15 protein-coding genes are annotated in these 15,737 nt (G+C 72.1%); 8 read left to right on the top strand and 7 right to left on the bottom strand.

The features are described from left to right. Positions 1-108 precede the first annotated feature (108 nt). A complete protein-coding gene (locus NAG42_RS15190; protein WP_250030918.1) occupies positions 109-1,275 on the top strand; it encodes an RtcB family protein in 1,167 nt (388 codons plus the stop codon). Positions 1,276-1,279: 4 nt separating this feature from the next. Here NAG42_RS15190 and NAG42_RS15185 read toward each other — a convergent pair whose 3' ends face one another. After that, positions 1,280-1,840: a phosphoesterase PA-phosphatase gene (locus NAG42_RS15185; protein ID WP_250030917.1), complete on the bottom strand. Its 561-nt coding sequence runs from the start codon at positions 1,838-1,840 to the stop codon at positions 1,280-1,282. Beyond that, complete coding sequence (locus tag NAG42_RS15180; protein WP_250030916.1) at positions 1,837-2,613, bottom strand: AraC family transcriptional regulator; 777 nt, start codon at positions 2,611-2,613, stop codon at positions 1,837-1,839. The genes NAG42_RS15185 and NAG42_RS15180 overlap by 4 nt, the downstream gene beginning before the upstream one ends. A 65-nt stretch (positions 2,614-2,678) precedes the next feature. Here NAG42_RS15180 and NAG42_RS15175 point away from each other — a divergent pair, with 65 nt between their 5' ends. The 4 genes from NAG42_RS15175 (at position 2,679) to NAG42_RS15160 (ending at position 6,158) form a co-directional block, all read left to right on the top strand. Then, positions 2,679-3,251, top strand: coding sequence for a TIGR03086 family metal-binding protein (locus NAG42_RS15175; RefSeq protein ID WP_250030915.1), 573 nt, complete (start codon positions 2,679-2,681; stop codon positions 3,249-3,251). Between the two features lie 4 nt (positions 3,252-3,255). Beyond that, entirely contained in the window at positions 3,256-4,347 is a 1,092-nt protein-coding gene (locus NAG42_RS15170; RefSeq protein ID WP_250030914.1) for a phospholipase D-like domain-containing protein, read from the top strand. A 79-nt stretch (positions 4,348-4,426) separates the two neighbouring features. After that, entirely contained in the window at positions 4,427-4,969 is a 543-nt protein-coding gene (locus tag NAG42_RS15165; RefSeq protein ID WP_250030913.1) for a GNAT family N-acetyltransferase, read from the top strand. Positions 4,970-5,063: 94 nt separating this feature from the next. Beyond that, complete coding sequence (locus NAG42_RS15160; RefSeq protein ID WP_250030912.1) at positions 5,064-6,158, top strand: endo-1,4-beta-xylanase; 1,095 nt, start codon at positions 5,064-5,066, stop codon at positions 6,156-6,158. Positions 6,159-6,220: 62 nt separating this feature from the next. Here the strand turns inward: NAG42_RS15160 and NAG42_RS15155 are convergent, their stop codons facing one another. Then, entirely contained in the window at positions 6,221-7,081 is an 861-nt protein-coding gene (locus tag NAG42_RS15155) for an alpha/beta fold hydrolase (RefSeq protein WP_250030911.1), read from the bottom strand. A 222-nt stretch (positions 7,082-7,303) separates the two neighbouring features. On the opposite strand from NAG42_RS15155, the gene NAG42_RS15150 reads away from it, so the two are divergent. Next, positions 7,304-8,371 (top strand): M48 family metallopeptidase, encoded by a 1,068-nt coding sequence (locus tag NAG42_RS15150; protein ID WP_250030910.1) that lies wholly within the window; start codon positions 7,304-7,306, stop codon positions 8,369-8,371. A 58-nt stretch (positions 8,372-8,429) separates the two neighbouring features. On the opposite strand, the gene NAG42_RS15145 is transcribed toward NAG42_RS15150, so the two are convergent. The 4 genes from NAG42_RS15145 to NAG42_RS15130 all read right to left on the bottom strand — a co-directional run bounded on the left by NAG42_RS15145 (position 8,430) and on the right by NAG42_RS15130 (position 13,507). Next, positions 8,430-10,388 carry an acyl-CoA dehydrogenase family protein gene (locus NAG42_RS15145; protein WP_250030909.1) on the bottom strand — a complete coding sequence of 653 codons (1,959 nt, stop codon included), beginning with the start codon at positions 10,386-10,388 and terminating at the stop codon, positions 8,430-8,432. Between the two features lie 61 nt (positions 10,389-10,449). Further along, positions 10,450-12,090, bottom strand: coding sequence for a multicopper oxidase family protein (locus NAG42_RS15140; protein ID WP_250030908.1), 1,641 nt, complete (start codon positions 12,088-12,090; stop codon positions 10,450-10,452). Beyond that, a complete protein-coding gene (locus NAG42_RS15135) occupies positions 12,087-12,518 on the bottom strand; it encodes a DUF6220 domain-containing protein (protein ID WP_250030907.1) in 432 nt (143 codons plus the stop codon). The genes NAG42_RS15140 and NAG42_RS15135 overlap by 4 nt, the downstream gene beginning before the upstream one ends. Next, entirely contained in the window at positions 12,518-13,507 is a 990-nt protein-coding gene (locus tag NAG42_RS15130; RefSeq protein WP_250030906.1) for a carboxymuconolactone decarboxylase family protein, read from the bottom strand. The genes NAG42_RS15135 and NAG42_RS15130 overlap by 1 nt, the downstream gene beginning before the upstream one ends. A 144-nt stretch (positions 13,508-13,651) precedes the next feature. On the opposite strand from NAG42_RS15130, the gene NAG42_RS15125 reads away from it, so the two are divergent. After that, complete coding sequence (locus tag NAG42_RS15125; RefSeq protein ID WP_250030905.1) at positions 13,652-14,782, top strand: sensor histidine kinase; 1,131 nt, start codon at positions 13,652-13,654, stop codon at positions 14,780-14,782. Continuing rightward, positions 14,779-15,447, top strand: coding sequence for a response regulator (locus tag NAG42_RS15120; RefSeq protein WP_250030904.1), 669 nt, complete (start codon positions 14,779-14,781; stop codon positions 15,445-15,447). The genes NAG42_RS15125 and NAG42_RS15120 overlap by 4 nt, the downstream gene beginning before the upstream one ends. Positions 15,448-15,737 lie beyond the last annotated feature (290 nt).

Raw genomic sequence — 15,737 nt, 5'->3', positions numbered from 1 at the left:
CTCGCACCATCCCTTGCCAGTTCTCCGCCCGGGCAGCCGTAATTCGGAGGCGTGGGGCGATCTTGGGCGGCTAGCGTGACAGGCCTGAACCGGGAAGGAGCAGGGGTGATGGAGAAGATCAACGGGCGTCTGGTGAATTGGGCCAGCCTGCTGGAAGCCGAGACGAAGGGACAGGCTGAGAAAGCCTCCCGCCTGCCCTTCATCTTCCCGCACATCGCTCTCATGCCGGACGCGCACCTCGGCAAGGGGGCCACGGTCGGGTCGGTCATCCCGACGCTGGGGGCCATCATCCCGGCCGCCGTCGGAGTCGACATCGGGTGCGGCATGGCCGCCGTGCGCACCCAGTACCACCGCGACGAGCTCAAGCCGGGGCTCGCCCGGCTGCGGACGGCGATCGAGAACGCCGTACCGCTCAGTGCCGGCTCGTACAACGTCAGCGTGACCGGCACGGCGCGCAAGCGCCTCGACGAGCTGTCGGCGAAGGCGGCGAAGGCCGGTTTCGATCCGGGGCGGTTCGCCGGCAACTGGGAGCTGCAGCTGGGCACGCTCGGGTCGGGCAACCACTTCATCGAGGTCACCGCGGACGAGAAGGGGCAGGTCTGGCTGTTCCTGCACTCGGGCTCGCGCGGCGTCGGCAACAAGATCGCCACGCATCACATCAAGGTGGCGCAGGAGTTGATGAAGCGCTGGTGGATCGACCTGCCCGACCCGGATCTGGCTTACCTGGCGGAGGGGACGGACGAGTTCTGGACCTACATCCGGCAGCTGCGCTGGGCCCAGGACTTCGCGCTGGCCAACCGCGACGAGATGATGGACCGGGTCGTGGACTGCTTCGCCGAGTTCGTGGGCGGGCCGGTGCACGAGCTGGAGCGGGTGCAGTGCCACCACAACTACACCGAGCAGGAGACCCACTTCGGTAAGAAGGTGTGGCTGTCGCGCAAGGGGGCGATCAACGCCGAGAAGGGCCGGCCGGGGCTCATCCCGGGGTCGATGGGCGACGCGTCGTACGTGGTGGTCGGCAAGGGCAACCCGGTCGCGCTGAACTCGTCGCCGCACGGTGCCGGCCGGCAGCTCTCGCGGTCGAAGGCGCGCAAGACCTTCACCCGCGATCAGCTGCGCGAGGCGATGAAGGGGATCGAGTACCGCGACACCGACGCGTTCCTCGACGAGATCCCGGGCGCCTACAAGCCGATCGACGTGGTCATGCGGGACGCCGACGACCTGGTCGAGGTGCGGCACACGCTGCGCCAGATCGTCAACGTCAAGGGCGACTGACCGATCATCGCAGGAGCGGGAAGACCGTTCCTGCGATGACGGCGCCGACCAGCGTCCCGGCGACGACCTGTCCGAGCGTGTGCGCCTTCAGCACCAGGCGCGACCAGCCGACCAGCGGCACCAGCGGGACGCCGAGCAGGGCGACCGGCCCGTACACGGCGATCAGGACGGCCACGGTCCCGGCGGCCACCCCGGCGTGGATCGACATCTTCCAGTACGCGGTGACGAGCGCGAAGACGACCAGGCCGGTGATCCCGGCCGCCAGCAGCGCGAGCAGTTCCCGCGGCGCGCCGAGCAGCACCAGCGCCACCGTACCCACGACCACCGAGGCCAGACCGAACAGCAGCGGGCCCCGGCGGTGCTCGCGCTCGGGAATGTGGTGGCTGGTCAACCGGCCGCGGCGGACACCCCGGACCACGTACGCCATGGGAATGCCCGCCGTGAAGATCGCCGCCCCCACTCCCCACCAGCTGCCGGCGTGGAAGCCGACGGCCATGAGCAGCAGCGCGACGAGCACCCCGGGGGCGAGCACTTCGGTGACGACACGGGCGACGCGGAACCTCACGCGGTCGCCTGAGCTCGGCGGTGCAACGCGGGCGGCTCGCCCACCATGGCGGTGAAGTCCCGGGTCAGGTGCGGCTGGTCGCTGTAGCCGAGCTCCGCGGCGAGTTCGCCGAGATCGACCGGCGCGCCGGTGGTGATGCGCGCGGCCGCCTCGTGCAGCCGGAACCGGCGGATCACCCACTTCGGGCTGACCCCGACGTAGTCGGCGAACAGGCGTTGCAACTGCCGGACGCCGATGGCGAACTCGTCCGCCAGGTCGTCCACCCGGGTGGTGCCGGCGTCCTCGGCGATCCGGGCGACGACCGACGCGGCCAGCGCGGCCGCGGGCGTCGGCTCGGCGGGCGCCCGGGCGGTCAGCACCTCGTCGAGGATCGTGATGGCGGCCTCGTCGTCGGCGGCCAGGACCCGTACGGAAAGGTCTTGATCGAAGACCGTCTCGACGGGGACGAAGCGGTCGGTGATCGAGGAGACCGGCGCGCCCAGGAAAGGCCGGAAACCGGCGGGCCGGAAGCGCACGCCGAAGACGCGACCGGCACCCTCCAGCGTCTCCTGGAACCGGCCCAGCGGCACGCCGGCGATGCGGCAACGGCCCGGCTTGAAGGTCACGTTGACCGCCGGGTAGGGCAGGACGCGCTGCTCGTACGGCTCCTGGCCGCGCAGGTCCCAGCGGATGATCCAGTAGTGCTCGACGAAGGGGTGCAGGGCCGGCGCGGCGGCGGGCGCGCTGAAGTCGAATTTCCGCCGGGCCGGGCCGGGGTTGATGATCGCCGGCACCGACGCAGCCTAACAAGTCGCCTTTCTTCAAGAACGCGGGCGAGCCCGCTGCCTAAGCTCCCCGCATGAACCACGACATCATGACCAGGGCGTTCGACAGCACCGTGGCAGTGCTGGACAAGGTCGACCCCGGGTCGCTGGACGCTCCCACGCCGTGCCAGGACTGGGACGTACGCGCGCTGACCAACCACCTGCTGCTCGTCGCCGCGGCGCTGGAGCTGGCCGGGCGGGGCGAGCCGATCCCCGACGACCACTGGGCGGCCGAGGACGCCGGCACCTTCCGGGCGCACGCCGCAGCCGCGACGGCACTGTGGGCGGCGGACGAGGCGTGGAACCGGCCGGTGCGGATGGCAAGCATGCCGATGCCCGCCCCGATGGCGGTGTCGATGCTGGTCAGCGACGTGGTCATCCACGGCTGGGACCTGGCCCGGGCCACCGGGCAGGAGTTCCGCTGCGACGACGACGTGGCCGAGGCGGCCCTGGCCTTCGTCACCGGGATGGGCGAGCAGGGCCGGGCGATGGGCATCTACGCGGCCGAGGTGCCGGTGGCCGCGGACGCCTCCGCCCTCGAACGGGCGCTTGCCTTGAGCGGTCGTCGGCCAGGTGACACCACGCCGGGCGGGGGAGCCGCACACTGACGGTATGGGGATCGACCTGGGCAGTGTGGAGTTCTACGCGGGACCGGTGGCGCTCGGCGGGCCGGACGACCTGGACCTGGTGATCCGCGATTTCATCGCCGGCGCCACCGACTCGTTGCTGATCGCGGTGCAGGAACTGGACTCGCGGGCGGTGGCCGAGGCCGTGCTGGCGGCCAAGGCGCGCAAGGTCGGCGTGCAGATCATCCTCGAGGGCGACTATCTGGTCGAGGACCCGCCGCTGGCCGACCCGTGGAGCCCGGCCGGCGACAACGAGCACAACCGGGTCATCCACTCGGCGTTGCTGCGCGCGGGCGTCGACCTGGTCACCGATCTCAACCCCAAGATCTTCCACCAGAAGTTCATCGTGCGGGACCCGGGCGCGCCGACGGCGGCCGTGCTGACCGGGTCGACCAACTTCACGCTGACCGACACCGGGAAGAACGACAACGGCAACAACCTCAATCACGTACTCGTCCTGCACGGGCAGACGGCGGCGTCGCTCTTCCTCCGCGAGTTCGAGCGGCTGCGCAGCGGCACGTTCGGCGAGCTGCGCGAGCGCCGCGAGTCGAAGCCGCGCGAGTTCCGCCTCGGCCGCATCCGGGTCAAGCCCATCTTCGCGCCGCACCAGGGCCCCGAGATGGAGATCATGAAGCAGATGCTCAAGGCCGAGCGCCGTGTCGACTTCGCGATGTTCACCTTCGCCCAGTCCTCGGGCATCGACGACACGATGTTCTGGCTGCTGCGGGCGGGCATCCCGGTCCGCGGCGTCCTCGACCGCGGCCAGGGCCGCCAGAAGTGGGCCGCCACGGTCCCGCTCCAGGTCAAAGGCGCCCAGCTGTACGAGAACACGCCCGGCAACGGCGTGCGGAAGGTGCATCACAAGCTCATGGTCATCGACGAGCGCCTGGTCGTGGTGGGCAGCTTCAACTACACCGCCCCGGCCGCCACCCTGAACGACGAGAACATCGTGGTGCTCGGCGACCTGGAGGAGACCGACCCGGCCGCCGAGCAGGCGCAGCGCGAGCTGGCGGCCTACGTCCTGGCCGAGATCGACCGCGTCGTGACCGACCTGTCCCGGCCGATCGCCGGTCAGTAGACGCTGAGCGGCGGTCACCCCGTGGCCGGGACGCGGAAACGATTTGCCGCCGGGTGCGGCGGGCGGGAGGCTCGGGGCCATGGAACCGCCAGAGATGATCAATGCCGGTGAGCTGGTGCTCAAGCGCTGGGAGATCGAGTGGGCTCCCGCGGCCCTTGACGCCATCAAGGATTCGCTGCCTGAGCTGCGGCAATTCCTTCCGTGGGCCACCGACGGGTACGGCCTGGAGGAATCCCGCGAGTACATCAGCCGGTCGTCGGCCGACTGGGACGCGGGCACGCAGTTCAACTACGCCATCTTCACCGCGGTCGGCGAGCTGGCCGGGTCGATCGGGCTGATGACGCGGATGGGGCCGGGCGTGCTCGAGATCGGCTACTGGACGGCCACGCCGTTCGCCGGGCGCGGCTACATGACCGCGGCCGTCCAGGCGATCAGCCGGGTCGCGGTGACGCTGCCGGGCATCGAGCGGGTCGCCATCAAGCACGACGAGGCGAACAAGGCCTCGGGCGCGGTGGCCGTCAAGGCCGGCTTCACCGAGGTCGCCCGGCACAGCCGCGAGGTCGAGGCCGAGGGCGAGAGCGGCACGACAATCGTGCGGGAGTTGCGCGCGGCCGGCGCCTGAGACATTGACGGACTCCGCTGAGGCGCATAAGTTTCGAGGAACCACCGGAAGTTACGGGAGCGCCATCCACCGAACGTTCCTCCAAGGAGTCCCGATGAGAAGAGCAGCCCGGGCCGTGGTGGCCGTCCTCGCCACCACGGCCACCCTCAGCCTTGTCGTCCAGCCGGTGCAGGCTCATCCGCACAGCAAGTCGCTGCGCGCGGCCGCACCCCGAGACTTGCGGATCGGCACCGCGGTCGCCGGCGGCGGTCACCACGTCGACCAGCCCTATCCCGACCCGTTCACCTACGACAAGCCCTACCGTCGCGTCCTGGCCCAGGAGTTCAACTCCGTCTCCCCCGAGAACCAGATGAAGTGGGAGTTCATCCACCCCGAGCGCACCAGGTACAACTTCGGGCCGGCCGACGCGATCGTCCGTTTCGCCCGCCAGCACGGCCAGGTCGTCCGCGGCCACACGCTGCTGTGGCACAGCCAGAACCCGTCCTGGCTCACCGAGGGCACCTTCACCGACGCGGAGCTGCGCTCGATCCTCAAGAGCCACATCTTCACGGTGGTCGGCCACTACCGGGGCAAGATCCAGCAGTGGGACGTGGCCAACGAGATCTTCAATGAGAACGGCGAATACCGCGCCGAGAACATCTGGATCTCGCGGCTCGGGCCGGGCATCGTCGCCGACGCGTTCCGCTGGGCGCACCAGGCCGACCCGAGGGCCCAGCTGTTCCTCAACGACTACGGCGTCGAGTGGCCGGGGGTGAAGGTCGACGCCTACGAGGCTCTGGCCAAGCAGTTGCTCGCGCAGCGGGTGCCGCTGCACGGCTTCGCGTCGCAGGCCCACCTGAGCATGCGTTATGGCGCGCCCGACCAGCTGGCCGGCGTGCTGCAGCGCTTCGACGACCTCGGTCTCAAGACCGCGATCACCGAGCTCGACGTGCGGATGGATCTGCCCGAGGGCGGCGTCCCGACCGCCGAGCAGCTGACGACGCAGGCCTCCTACTACAAGACCGTGCTGGACGCGTGCCTCGCGGTCGAGGACTGCAACTCGTTCACGATCTGGGGCTTCACCGACAAGTACTCCTGGGTGCCGGTGTTCTTCCCGGCCGAGGGCGCCGCCACCGTGATGTGGGACGACTTCGGCAAGAAGCCCGCCTATTACACCCTGCGTGACACCCTGGCCCGCGCTCGCCGCTGAGCCACCCCCCCCCGCCTGCCCTGGCCCCCCGTTCGTCTCCGGCCAGGGCAGGCGTACGGGAATCACGACTGCTCGTCGAGGACCTTGCGCAGCGTGGCCGCGAAGTTGTCCGGGTCGCCATGCTGCCCGTACTCCCCGCCGAGGAACCCGGCGTGGTTGCTCGGGAACGTCGTCGGCTCGACGCCGAGACCGGCCGCCACCCCCTCACCGCCGCGGTGGGCCAGCTCGCCGACCGACTCCTCGCCCACGCCGACCACGATCCGGGTCGAGGCGGCCCGCAGCGCGGCGAAATCGGGCTCGTAGTGGGTGCACGAGAGGAGGTTCTGCCCCAGCAGCACGTCGGTGCGGTCGCCGTTGTCCTCGGTCGGCAGCCCGAAGTCGGCCGGGCTCGGCGCGGGCTGGTCGATCCACCCGGCAGGCACCTCACCCCGGTGGCTGACGATCTGGATGAACCGGACCATCGCCGGGCCGACGCCCTCGCGCTGATAGAGCTCCGCGATGCCCTGGGTGGCGGCCGAGGCGGTCTCCCGGTCGGGCAGCACGGGAATGATCGGCGGCTCGTGGGCGACCAGCGTGCGCACCTGGCCGGGGTGGGCGGTGACCAGCGCGAGCGCGTTGACCGCGCCGCCGCTGGAGGCGAACACGTCGACCGGGCCGCCGCCGACGGCGTCGATGACCTGGCTCAGGTCGTCGCCGTGCTGCTCGGGGGTCGACGTCGCCTGGCCGCCGGTGAGCTTGCTGCGGCCGGCGCCGCGCGGGTCGTAGGTGACCACCGTGCGGTCACCGAAGTGCCCGGCCAGGGTGACGAAGCCGGCCGCGTCCATCGGCGAGCCGACCAGGAACAGGGCCGGGCCCTCGCCCGGCCGGACGTCGTAGGTGATCTCGGCGCCGGAGGTGCTGATGGTGTGCGTCTGCGTAGTCATGCCCCTTGGACTCCCGTCGGCCGGTGAACTCATCGCCAGGTGTGCGGGAAATCCTCGCCGGTCCGCCGCCGCGCCGGAACCGACTTCGGTACCGGGTGTGCCCCGTACCGAAGTATCGGCCGAAAGTCGCAGTCGGCCCGTCCGGAACCGGGTCCTCGGCCGGATGTGCCCGCCCGCTCGATAGGCCACTATCGTCACCGGAACTTCAGACGGGAGACGAAGATGACCATCGAGGACGACAACCGGCCGGCGCGCCAGCGGGTCGCTCTGACCGGCATCAGCTCGCGGGCCTGGGAGCATCCGGCCGACCGGGGTGCGCTGACCGCGCTGCGGGAGCTGCGGGGCTTCGACGACGTGGTGCGCGGCCTGTTCGGCATGTGGAACGAGCGGGGGTTCCGCCTGTCGTATCTGGCCGGGGCGATCCGGGTCGACCACCGCCAGTATCCGCGGGTGCACGGCCTGTTCGCCGAGGCGGCCGACGCGCTCGACGTCGCCGAGCGGCCCGAGCTCTACGTGAGCCAGCAGCCGATGATCACCAGCAAGGCGATCGGCATGGACCACCCGTTCATCGTGATCAGCACGGGCGCCGTCGAGAAGCTGGACGACGACGAGCTGCGCACCCTGCTCGGCCGGGAGATCGGTCACGTGCGCAGCGGCCACGCCGTCTACCAGACGATCATGACGCTGCTGACCCGCTGGGTCACCAGCTTCAGCTGGGTGCCGGTCGGGGCCATCGCGCTGCGGGCGATCATCGCAGCGATGTATGAGTGGTGGCGCAAGGCGGAGCTGTCGGCCGACCGGGCCGGGCTGCTCGCCCAGCAGGATCCGGCGGCCTCGCTGCGCCTGTTCATGAAGCAGGCCGGCGGCGGTGACCTGTCGCAGATCGACACGGCCGCGTTCCTGGAGCAGGCCGCGGAGTACGAGGGCGGCGGCGATCTGCGCGACAGCATCCACAAGATCGGGATGACCGCGTTCAGCAGCGAGCCGGTGCCGGTGGCCCGCGCCGCCGAGCTGCAGAAATGGGTCGACTCCGGCGACTACGGCCGGATCCTGGGCGGCGACTACCCGCGCCGCGACGACGACCGGGACGCGTCGGTGACCGCCGACGTCAAGGCGGCGGCGGCCAGCTACCGCGACTCGTTCCGCGACTCGCCCGACCCGCTGGTCACGTTCGCCCGCAAGGCCGCGGGCGGCGCGGCCGACCTGGTCGGCTCGGCCGCGCGGGGAGCCCGCAACTGGGCCAACGGCCGCGGGCCGAACGGCGGCGGCTCCAACGGCGGCGGCTCCTGAGCTTCCGGCGGCGGCGCGGGTATCGAGGCCGTGCCGCCGCCGGAGTCACCGCCGCGCGTCACCCCTTCGAGGCGGCCCCGTCGTGCCCGGCCATCACGTCCTGGCGGCCCGGCTCCTCGCGCAGGATCGCCGCGTTGAGCCACTCGTCCGGGATGGCGAACGCGTCGACCAGCGTGGTCAGCCGCGGCCGCAACTGGCGCAGCAGCTCGTTGACCATGCCGGTGACCGCCTTGGACCGGGCCGGCACCATCCGCTGGTGCTCGAGATGCCAGCCCTTGTTGGCCTCGATCGTGCTCAGCGCATAGAGGTCGCACACCTTGGACAGCAGGGCCCGGGCCTCATCGTCGGCGGTGCGGTCGATGCCGGCCACGAAGGCCTCGAGCACGACCCGGTCGATGTGCGCCCGGGCCGTCTCGAGCACGTGGTCCTGCACGTCGTTGAAGATGTCGAACTGCCGCCCCTTCTTCTGGCCGGCACCCTTGCGCAGCCGCCGCACCGCGCCCTCGAGCAGGTGCTTCTCCCGGTCCTCGAAGAGCGCCAGGTGCCAGCCCCGGTCGGTCAGCGCGACCTCCTCGGCCCGGCCCGGCACCGCGTCGATCAGCCGCTGGATGCGACCGCGGGCCGCCGTGCGCTCGAAGACCATCGACCGCACCTGCTCGGCGACGAAGGTGGCCCGGCCCCAGCCGTCCAGGGAGCCGAAGGCGTCGCGGTATCCGGTGAGCAGCCCCTTGGCGACCAGCTGCAGCAGCACCGTGTTGTCGCCCTCGAAGGTGGTGAACACGTCGGTGTCGGCCTTCAGCCCGGGCAGCCTGTTCTCGGCCAGGTAGCCGGCGCCGCCGCAGGCCTCCCGCGCGGCCTGGATCGCCTGGGTGGCGTGCCAGGTCTGTGCCGCCTTGAGGCCGGCGGCCCGGGACTCCAGCTCGCGCTGCCGGTGCTCGTCGACCGGCCCGTCCGCCGTCTGCACCTCGTGCAGCGCGCCGACCAGCTCGTCCTGCGCGAAGTGCAACGCGTACGCCCGGGCCAGATGCACGCCCAGGACCCGCTGGTGGGCCAGGTAGTCGTTGAGCGCGATCTCGCGGGTCTCGCCGGGGGCGGTGAACTGGCGGCGCGACTCGCCGTACCGCACGGCGATGGTCAGCGCTTCCTTGGCGGCGTTCGCGGCCGAGCCGCCGACGACCACGCGCCCGCGGACCAGGGTGCCGAGCATGGTGAAGAACCGGCGGACGTCGTTGTCGATCGAGCTCGTGTAGGTGCCGTCCGGCGCGACCTGGCCGTACCGGTCGAGCAGCATCTCGCGCGGCACCCGGACGTGGTCGAACGAGAGCCGCCCGTTGTCCACGCCGAGCAGCCCGGCCTTGTGCCCGTCGTCGCCCACGGTGACGCCGGGCAGGACGTTCCCGTCCTCGTCGCGGATCGGCACCAGCCACGCGTGCACGCCGTAGCGCTTGCCGCCGGTGATGAGCTGGGCGAAGACGACCGCCAGGCGCCCGTCGCGGGCCGCGTTGCCGATGTAGTCCTTGCGCGCGGCCTCGTGCGGCGTGTGCAGGTCGAACGTCTGCGTGGCGGGGTCGTAAGCGCACGTGGTGCGCAGCTGCTGCACGTCCGAGCCGTGCCCGGTCTCGGTCATCGCGAAGCAGCCGAGCAGCTCGGCCGAGATGATGTCCCGCAGATACCGGTCGTGGTGATACGCGGTGCCCAGCGCGGTCACGGCCCCGCCGAACAGCCCCCACTGCACGCCGGCCTTCACCATGAGCGACAGGTCGATCTGCGCGAGCATCTCGGCCGCGACCACCGACCCACCCGGGTCGCCCTGACCCCCGTACGCGATCGGGAAGCCGGCCGCCACCCCCGGGTCGGCCGGCAGGTCCCGGAGCAGGCGGGTGACGCGCTCCCGGGCCTCGTCGATCGTCTCGCCGGGCACCGCCACGAACTTGTCCCCGCCGAGCTCGGCCCGGGCCGCCTTGCGGACATGGGCCCAGGGGCCGTCGAGCACCTCTTGCAGACGCGAGCTGAGCATGTTGCCTCCACCGTTGTTACTGGCGAGTAGCAACTGTACCCCGATGATCCGGCGGCCGGCGTCAGTACCGGAGATGCAGCATCATCCCCGCGTCGGCGTGCGGCAGGTTGTGACAGTGGTTGGCCCACAGGCCCGGGTTGTCGGCCCGGAACGCCACCTCCCACACCTCGCCCGGGCGCACGTCGAACGAGTCCAGCCACAGCGGGCTGCCGGTGGCCGGCTTCCCGTCGCGGGTCAGGACCAGCACGTGGTGACCGTGCAGGTGCCAGGGGTGCACGACCAGCGAGCGGTTGACGATGCGGAGCCGTACGACCTCGCCGCGCCGGACGACCTGGGTCGGGATGCCGGGATCGGCCGCGCCGTTGACCGTGTGGGCGTACCGGGGGAGCCGGCCGCGCAGGTCGAGGCCGCGGTCGAGCACCAGCGTCAGCGTGCGGTCGACCCGCGTCCACGGCGGCGGGGAGGCCGTGCCGTAGGTCAGCGGATCCAGGACCGGCCAGGCGCCGGGGGCGGGCGGGAGCGGGCCGGTCGCCCGCACCGGGCGGCCGTCGACGAACAGGGCGGCCGGTGCTGTGGTGACCACGTCGAAGCGTCCACCGGCCGGGATCGCCAGGACGGTGTTCGTCAGCGGACTAGGGCTGTCCAGGTCCCGGCCGTCCAGGGCGACCACCGTGAACGGGGCGCCGGCCACCGCGTACCGGTGGGTGACACTGTCCGTGTTGATCAACCGAAATCGTACGGGGGTGCCCGGCTGGGAAGCGGTCGTCGTGAGCGGGGGCCGGGCCGGGTACGCCACGACGACCTCCACGCCGGTCGGCCGCCCGGGGCGCACCACGAGCACGCCGTACAGGCCCTTGCGCACACCGATGTCGGAGGCCGAATGTGTGTGGTACCAGTAACTTCCGGCCTGATCGGCCACGAACCGGTAGACGAACTCCTGTCCGGGCCGCACGACGTCCTGCGTCACCCCGGGCACGCCGTCCTGGTCGTTCGGGACGTCGTAGCCGTGCCAGTGCAGCGTGACCCCGCGCTCGATGTCCCGGTTGCGCAGCGTCACCTCCACGACGTCACCAACGGTCGCGTCGAGTTGCGGCCCGGGCACCTGACCGTTGAACGCCCAGGCGTCCCCGGTCGTCCCGGCGGTCAGGACGAAACGCTTGGTCGGCTCACCGGCCCGGGACGCCGTCACCGGCCGATGATCATGATCGGCGGCGGCGGTCGGCTCGACGGCGAACGCGGTGCCACCGACGAGCGCCACCACCGCGACCGCCACGGCCGTCCGGGAGGTCCGGCCATGGAGCAGCCGCCACGTCACGGCGGTCGCCGTGGCCACGCCGGCCACCGCGAGCAGCGCCGCGCCGGCCGACACCGGATAGCCGTGCAGCACCGTCACCAGCAGTGCTCCGGTGGCGGCATAGCCCGCGAAGAACATCGCCATCGGTGTCCGCCGCACACCGACCGCCACCGCGGCCAGCGACAGCGGTGCCGCGATCACCACCTTCTCCGCCGCGAACCACCACCCGGCCCGGGCCAGCGCGACCGTCGTGGCCGCCCGGCCCAGCGTGGCCAGCAGCGCGAGGATCGCCAGCCCGGTCGCGAGGCGGCGGCGCCCCGTGGTCGCCGCCGCCCCGCCGCCCAGCCATCCCGCGGCCGCGAGTACCGCCAGAATCAGATCGGCGGCGATGATCGACCCGGTGGTCACGCCGCCGCCTCCACCCCGGCCCGGGCGGGCTGGGCCAGCCGGCTCGCACCCCGGACGACACCGACGGCGACGTGCACGGCGACGATCCCGTTGACGGCGTGCAACCCGCCGATGATCAGGCCCACCGTGGTGCTGCCGCCCGCCTCGTCGGTGAACGTGCCGGTGAGCGCGGCCAGCAGCGCCTGCAGCAGGGTCAGGCCGAGCGGCAGCAGGGTCAGGCCGACGAGCCGGCCGGGCGCCTTGGCCAGCACGGCGGTCAGCGTGGTCAGCACCGTCAGGGCCGGGATCACGGCCATGCCGGTGATGCTGTGCAACGCGTACGCGTCCTCGCTCGACGGTTTGGTGAACGCGCCGACGGCGGCGAAGACGAACTGGAGCGCGAACACCGCGAGGGTGACGCCGCTGAGGATCACGAACGCCCGGCGCATCACGGCCTCCGCACCGGCAGGAGAGCCTGGGCGACGTGGTCGGTGGCGGCCATCGCGCCGAACGCGATCAGCCGGACGAGATCGGCGTCGGACGGGTGCGAGAGCCGCCGGAGGGCGACGTCGCCGGGGGTGATCGCGGCCGGGGCGAACGCCGCCAGCAGCGCGATCCGGGTGCCGACCCGGTCGCGTGCCGGCAGGTCCCGCACCAGGTCGACGGCCCACTCGCCGGGCTGCTCCGGGTGCCGCCCGTCCTCCCAGCTCACCGTGGCGGTGACGGTCTGCCGGGCCTCGTCGCTCAACAGCTCGCCGCCGCGCCGGGCGGCACCGCGCAACGCCGCGTAGGCCACGCCGACCGGGCTGTCCCCGGCCCAGGCCGGTGGCGGGTCGGCGCACTCCTCGAGAAGGGCGAGACTGCGGCCGGGTTCCTTCGGTTCCCGTACGGTCCGGGCGTGCAGCCGTCCGCCGGCCGCCCGCACCACCGGGAACCGCTGCAGGCCGCCGGGCAGCAGATCCGGGGCGAGCAGCGCCGAGACGATCCGGTTGAGGAAGTGGAACGCCAGCAGTGTGCCGGTGATCTCGGCACAGTACGGACTGGTCCACCTCGACGCACGGGGGCGGCGGCTGGCCGCGGCCCACTGGGCGAGCGCGGCGTGGCGGGGACGCGGCGGCGGAGCACCGCGGGCGATGACCTCGCCCAGCTCGTGCTCGCCGAGCGCGTGCAGCAGCGTCACATGCGCGTCGGCGCAGAACCGGCACCGGTTGGCTTGCGAGACCACCGACGCCACCAGCTCCCGCTCGACCCGCGAGACGCCGTCCGCGAGCAGGGCCTCGCGCATCAGCGCCCAGGCCGGTGCGAGGATGTCCGGCTCGGCCGAGAGGGCCCGGAAGGCCGGCACCGGACCGAGGAAGTCCTCGCGCAGTTGCCGGTGGACGTCGGCCGTGCGGCTGTCCGCCACGGCGAGGGAGGGAGTGAAGAAGCGGTAAGTCATGGGACTCATGCTCGGCCGGGCGGCCCGGGAAAGCGTCGTGCCTCAGTAGACACTTGGCCCCGCCCCGATACCGCGCCCGTGGTATGCCCCGGCTACGCCGCCGGCGGGATGCCCCGCGTGGGCCGTCCGTCCTACAGTGCCAACGTGCGCCCCGATCTGCCCTACCTTCTCGGCGGCGTTGTCCTCGGCGGTTTCCTGCTGGGCAACGCGGCTGTCGCGCCGGACGCCGATCCGGTCCGTGCGGTCGACGTCGCCCTGGTGCTGGCCATGGCGGCGGCGCTGGCGGTGTGCCGGCGCTACCCGGTGCCCGCGCTGCTGGTCGTGGCCGCCTCCATGCTCGCGCTGCACGTGCGGGTCCACGCGGGCGTGTCGGCTTCGTTCGCCGTCCTCGCCACTGTCTACATCGCTGCGTGGCGCGGTCATCGGGTGGCCGCCGCGGTGACCAGCCTCGCCTTTCTGGGTGGCTTTCTCGCGTACGACATCTCGGCCGCACCGGCCGCCCGGCCCGGCCAGCAGGTGGTCGAACGCACGACGCTGCTGCTGGGCTGGTTCGTCGCCGCCAACGTGGCCGGATTGGTCGCGCGGCAACGCCGGGCCTACCTGGAACAGGTCGAGCAGCGGGCGGCCGACGCCGAACGCACCCGCGAGGAGATGGCCCTGCGCCGGGCCGGCGAGGAGCGGTTGCGCATCGCCCGTGATCTGCACGACTCGCTGACCCACAGCATCTCGGTGATCAAGGTGCAGGCCGGGATCGCTGTGCACCTGGCCCGCAAGCACGGTGAGGAGCCGTTGCCCGCGCTGCTGGCGATCCAGGAGGCCGGGGGAGCCGCGATGCGCGAGCTGCGGGAGACGCTGGAGGTGTTGCGGGCGCCCGCGGCTGCGGACCGGGTGGGCCTGGACCGGGTGGAGGAGCTCGCGGAACGGACCCGGGCGGCCGGGGTCCCGGTGCGGCTGACCGTCACCGGCGGGCCCGCGGAGCTGCCGGTCGAGGTCGACCAGGCCGGTTATCGCGTCGTCCAGGAGGCGCTGACCAACGTCGCCCGGCACGCCGGACCGGCCGGCGCCGAGGTGCGACTCGACTACGCGCCGGCCTGCCTGACGGTCTCCGTGGTCGACGACGGACCCGGGCCGGCGACCCGGCCGGTGACGCCCGGGGTCGGGCTGAACGGCATGCGGGAACGGGTCACCGGGCTGGGCGGCACATTGCAGGCCGCGCACCGCGACGAGGGCGGCTTCGCCGTACGGGCGGTCTTCCCGCTGGACGGCGCCGCGTGATCCGGGTGCTGCTCGTCGACGACCAGGCGCTCATGCGGGCCGGCTTCCGCGCCCTGCTCGACGCCGAGGACGACCTCGACGTGGTCGGCGAGGCCTCCGACGGCACCGGCGCGGTCGAGCTCGCCCGGCGCGTCTCGCCCGACATCGTCCTGATGGACGTGCAGATGCCGGGGCTCGACGGCATCGAGGCCACCCGCCGCATCGCGGCCGACGCCGGGCTGGCCGCCGTCCGGGTGCTCATGCTCACCAATTACGGGCTCGACTCCTACGTCTTCGCCGCGCTCCGGGCGGGCGCCAGCGGTTTCCTGCTCAAGGACGCCGACCCGGCCGACCTGCTCCAAGCCATCGCCGTCGTGGCCCGCGGCGACGCGTTGCTGGCCCCCGGCGTCACCCGCACACTGATCAGCGAATTCGTCAGCAACCAGCCCCCGGCCCACCCCACGGCCGGCCGCGACGTGCTGACCGCCCGCGAGCAGGAGGTCGTCGAGCTGGTCGCCCGCGGCCTGAGCAACGACGAGATCGCCGCCCGCATGGTGATCAGCCCGCTGACCGCCAAGACCCACGTCAACCGGGCGATGACCAAGCTGCACTGCCGCGACCGCGCCCAGCTGGTCGTCTGGGCCTACGAGTCGGGCCTGGTCACCCCCCGCCGCCGTCCCGCTTAAGGCCTGTCCTGTCGATCACGCGGGGCTGCGGCGTGGCCCAGGTGGCGCCTGACGACGTCCACAGAACGGCCACATACAACCCCGGTATGCGACCGCTCTGCGGCCGCCGCCAGCCACCACCTGGACCTCGCCTCACTCCCACGTGATCGACAGGACAGGCCTTAGAGAGTGTTGGGTTACCTGGTGACTACTCCGGGTCTTGGTTGAGTTCGTCTTGAAGACGTCGGGCCGCTTCGGTTTCGATGGGGCCTTGCGGTTCGATGTCTTCGCCGGCCAGGCGGGCGGCCATC

This window comes from Paractinoplanes maris, assembly GCF_023544465.1.
In the GTDB taxonomy this organism is placed as follows: domain Bacteria; phylum Actinomycetota; class Actinomycetes; order Mycobacteriales; family Micromonosporaceae; genus Actinoplanes; species Actinoplanes maris.
This window is presented reverse-complemented; position numbering and strand designations above follow the sequence as displayed.

Excerpts from the sequence above, each read along its gene's own strand:
- NAG42_RS15190 (WP_250030918.1), top strand. The coding sequence starts at position 109 with ATGGAGAAGATCAACGGGCGTCTGGTGAATTGGGCCAGCCTGCTGGAA.
- NAG42_RS15175 (WP_250030915.1), top strand. The coding sequence starts at position 2,679 with ATGAACCACGACATCATGACCAGGGCGTTCGACAGCACCGTGGCAGTG.
- NAG42_RS15170 (WP_250030914.1), top strand. The coding sequence starts at position 3,256 with ATGGGGATCGACCTGGGCAGTGTGGAGTTCTACGCGGGACCGGTGGCG.
- NAG42_RS15165 (WP_250030913.1), top strand. The coding sequence starts at position 4,427 with ATGGAACCGCCAGAGATGATCAATGCCGGTGAGCTGGTGCTCAAGCGC.
- NAG42_RS15160 (WP_250030912.1), top strand. The coding sequence starts at position 5,064 with ATGAGAAGAGCAGCCCGGGCCGTGGTGGCCGTCCTCGCCACCACGGCC.
- NAG42_RS15155 (WP_250030911.1), bottom strand. The coding sequence starts at position 7,081 with ATGACTACGCAGACGCACACCATCAGCACCTCCGGCGCCGAGATCACC.
- NAG42_RS15150 (WP_250030910.1), top strand. The coding sequence starts at position 7,304 with ATGACCATCGAGGACGACAACCGGCCGGCGCGCCAGCGGGTCGCTCTG.
- NAG42_RS15145 (WP_250030909.1), bottom strand. The coding sequence starts at position 10,388 with ATGCTCAGCTCGCGTCTGCAAGAGGTGCTCGACGGCCCCTGGGCCCAT.
- NAG42_RS15135 (WP_250030907.1), bottom strand. The coding sequence starts at position 12,518 with ATGCGCCGGGCGTTCGTGATCCTCAGCGGCGTCACCCTCGCGGTGTTC.
- NAG42_RS15130 (WP_250030906.1), bottom strand. The coding sequence starts at position 13,507 with ATGACTTACCGCTTCTTCACTCCCTCCCTCGCCGTGGCGGACAGCCGC.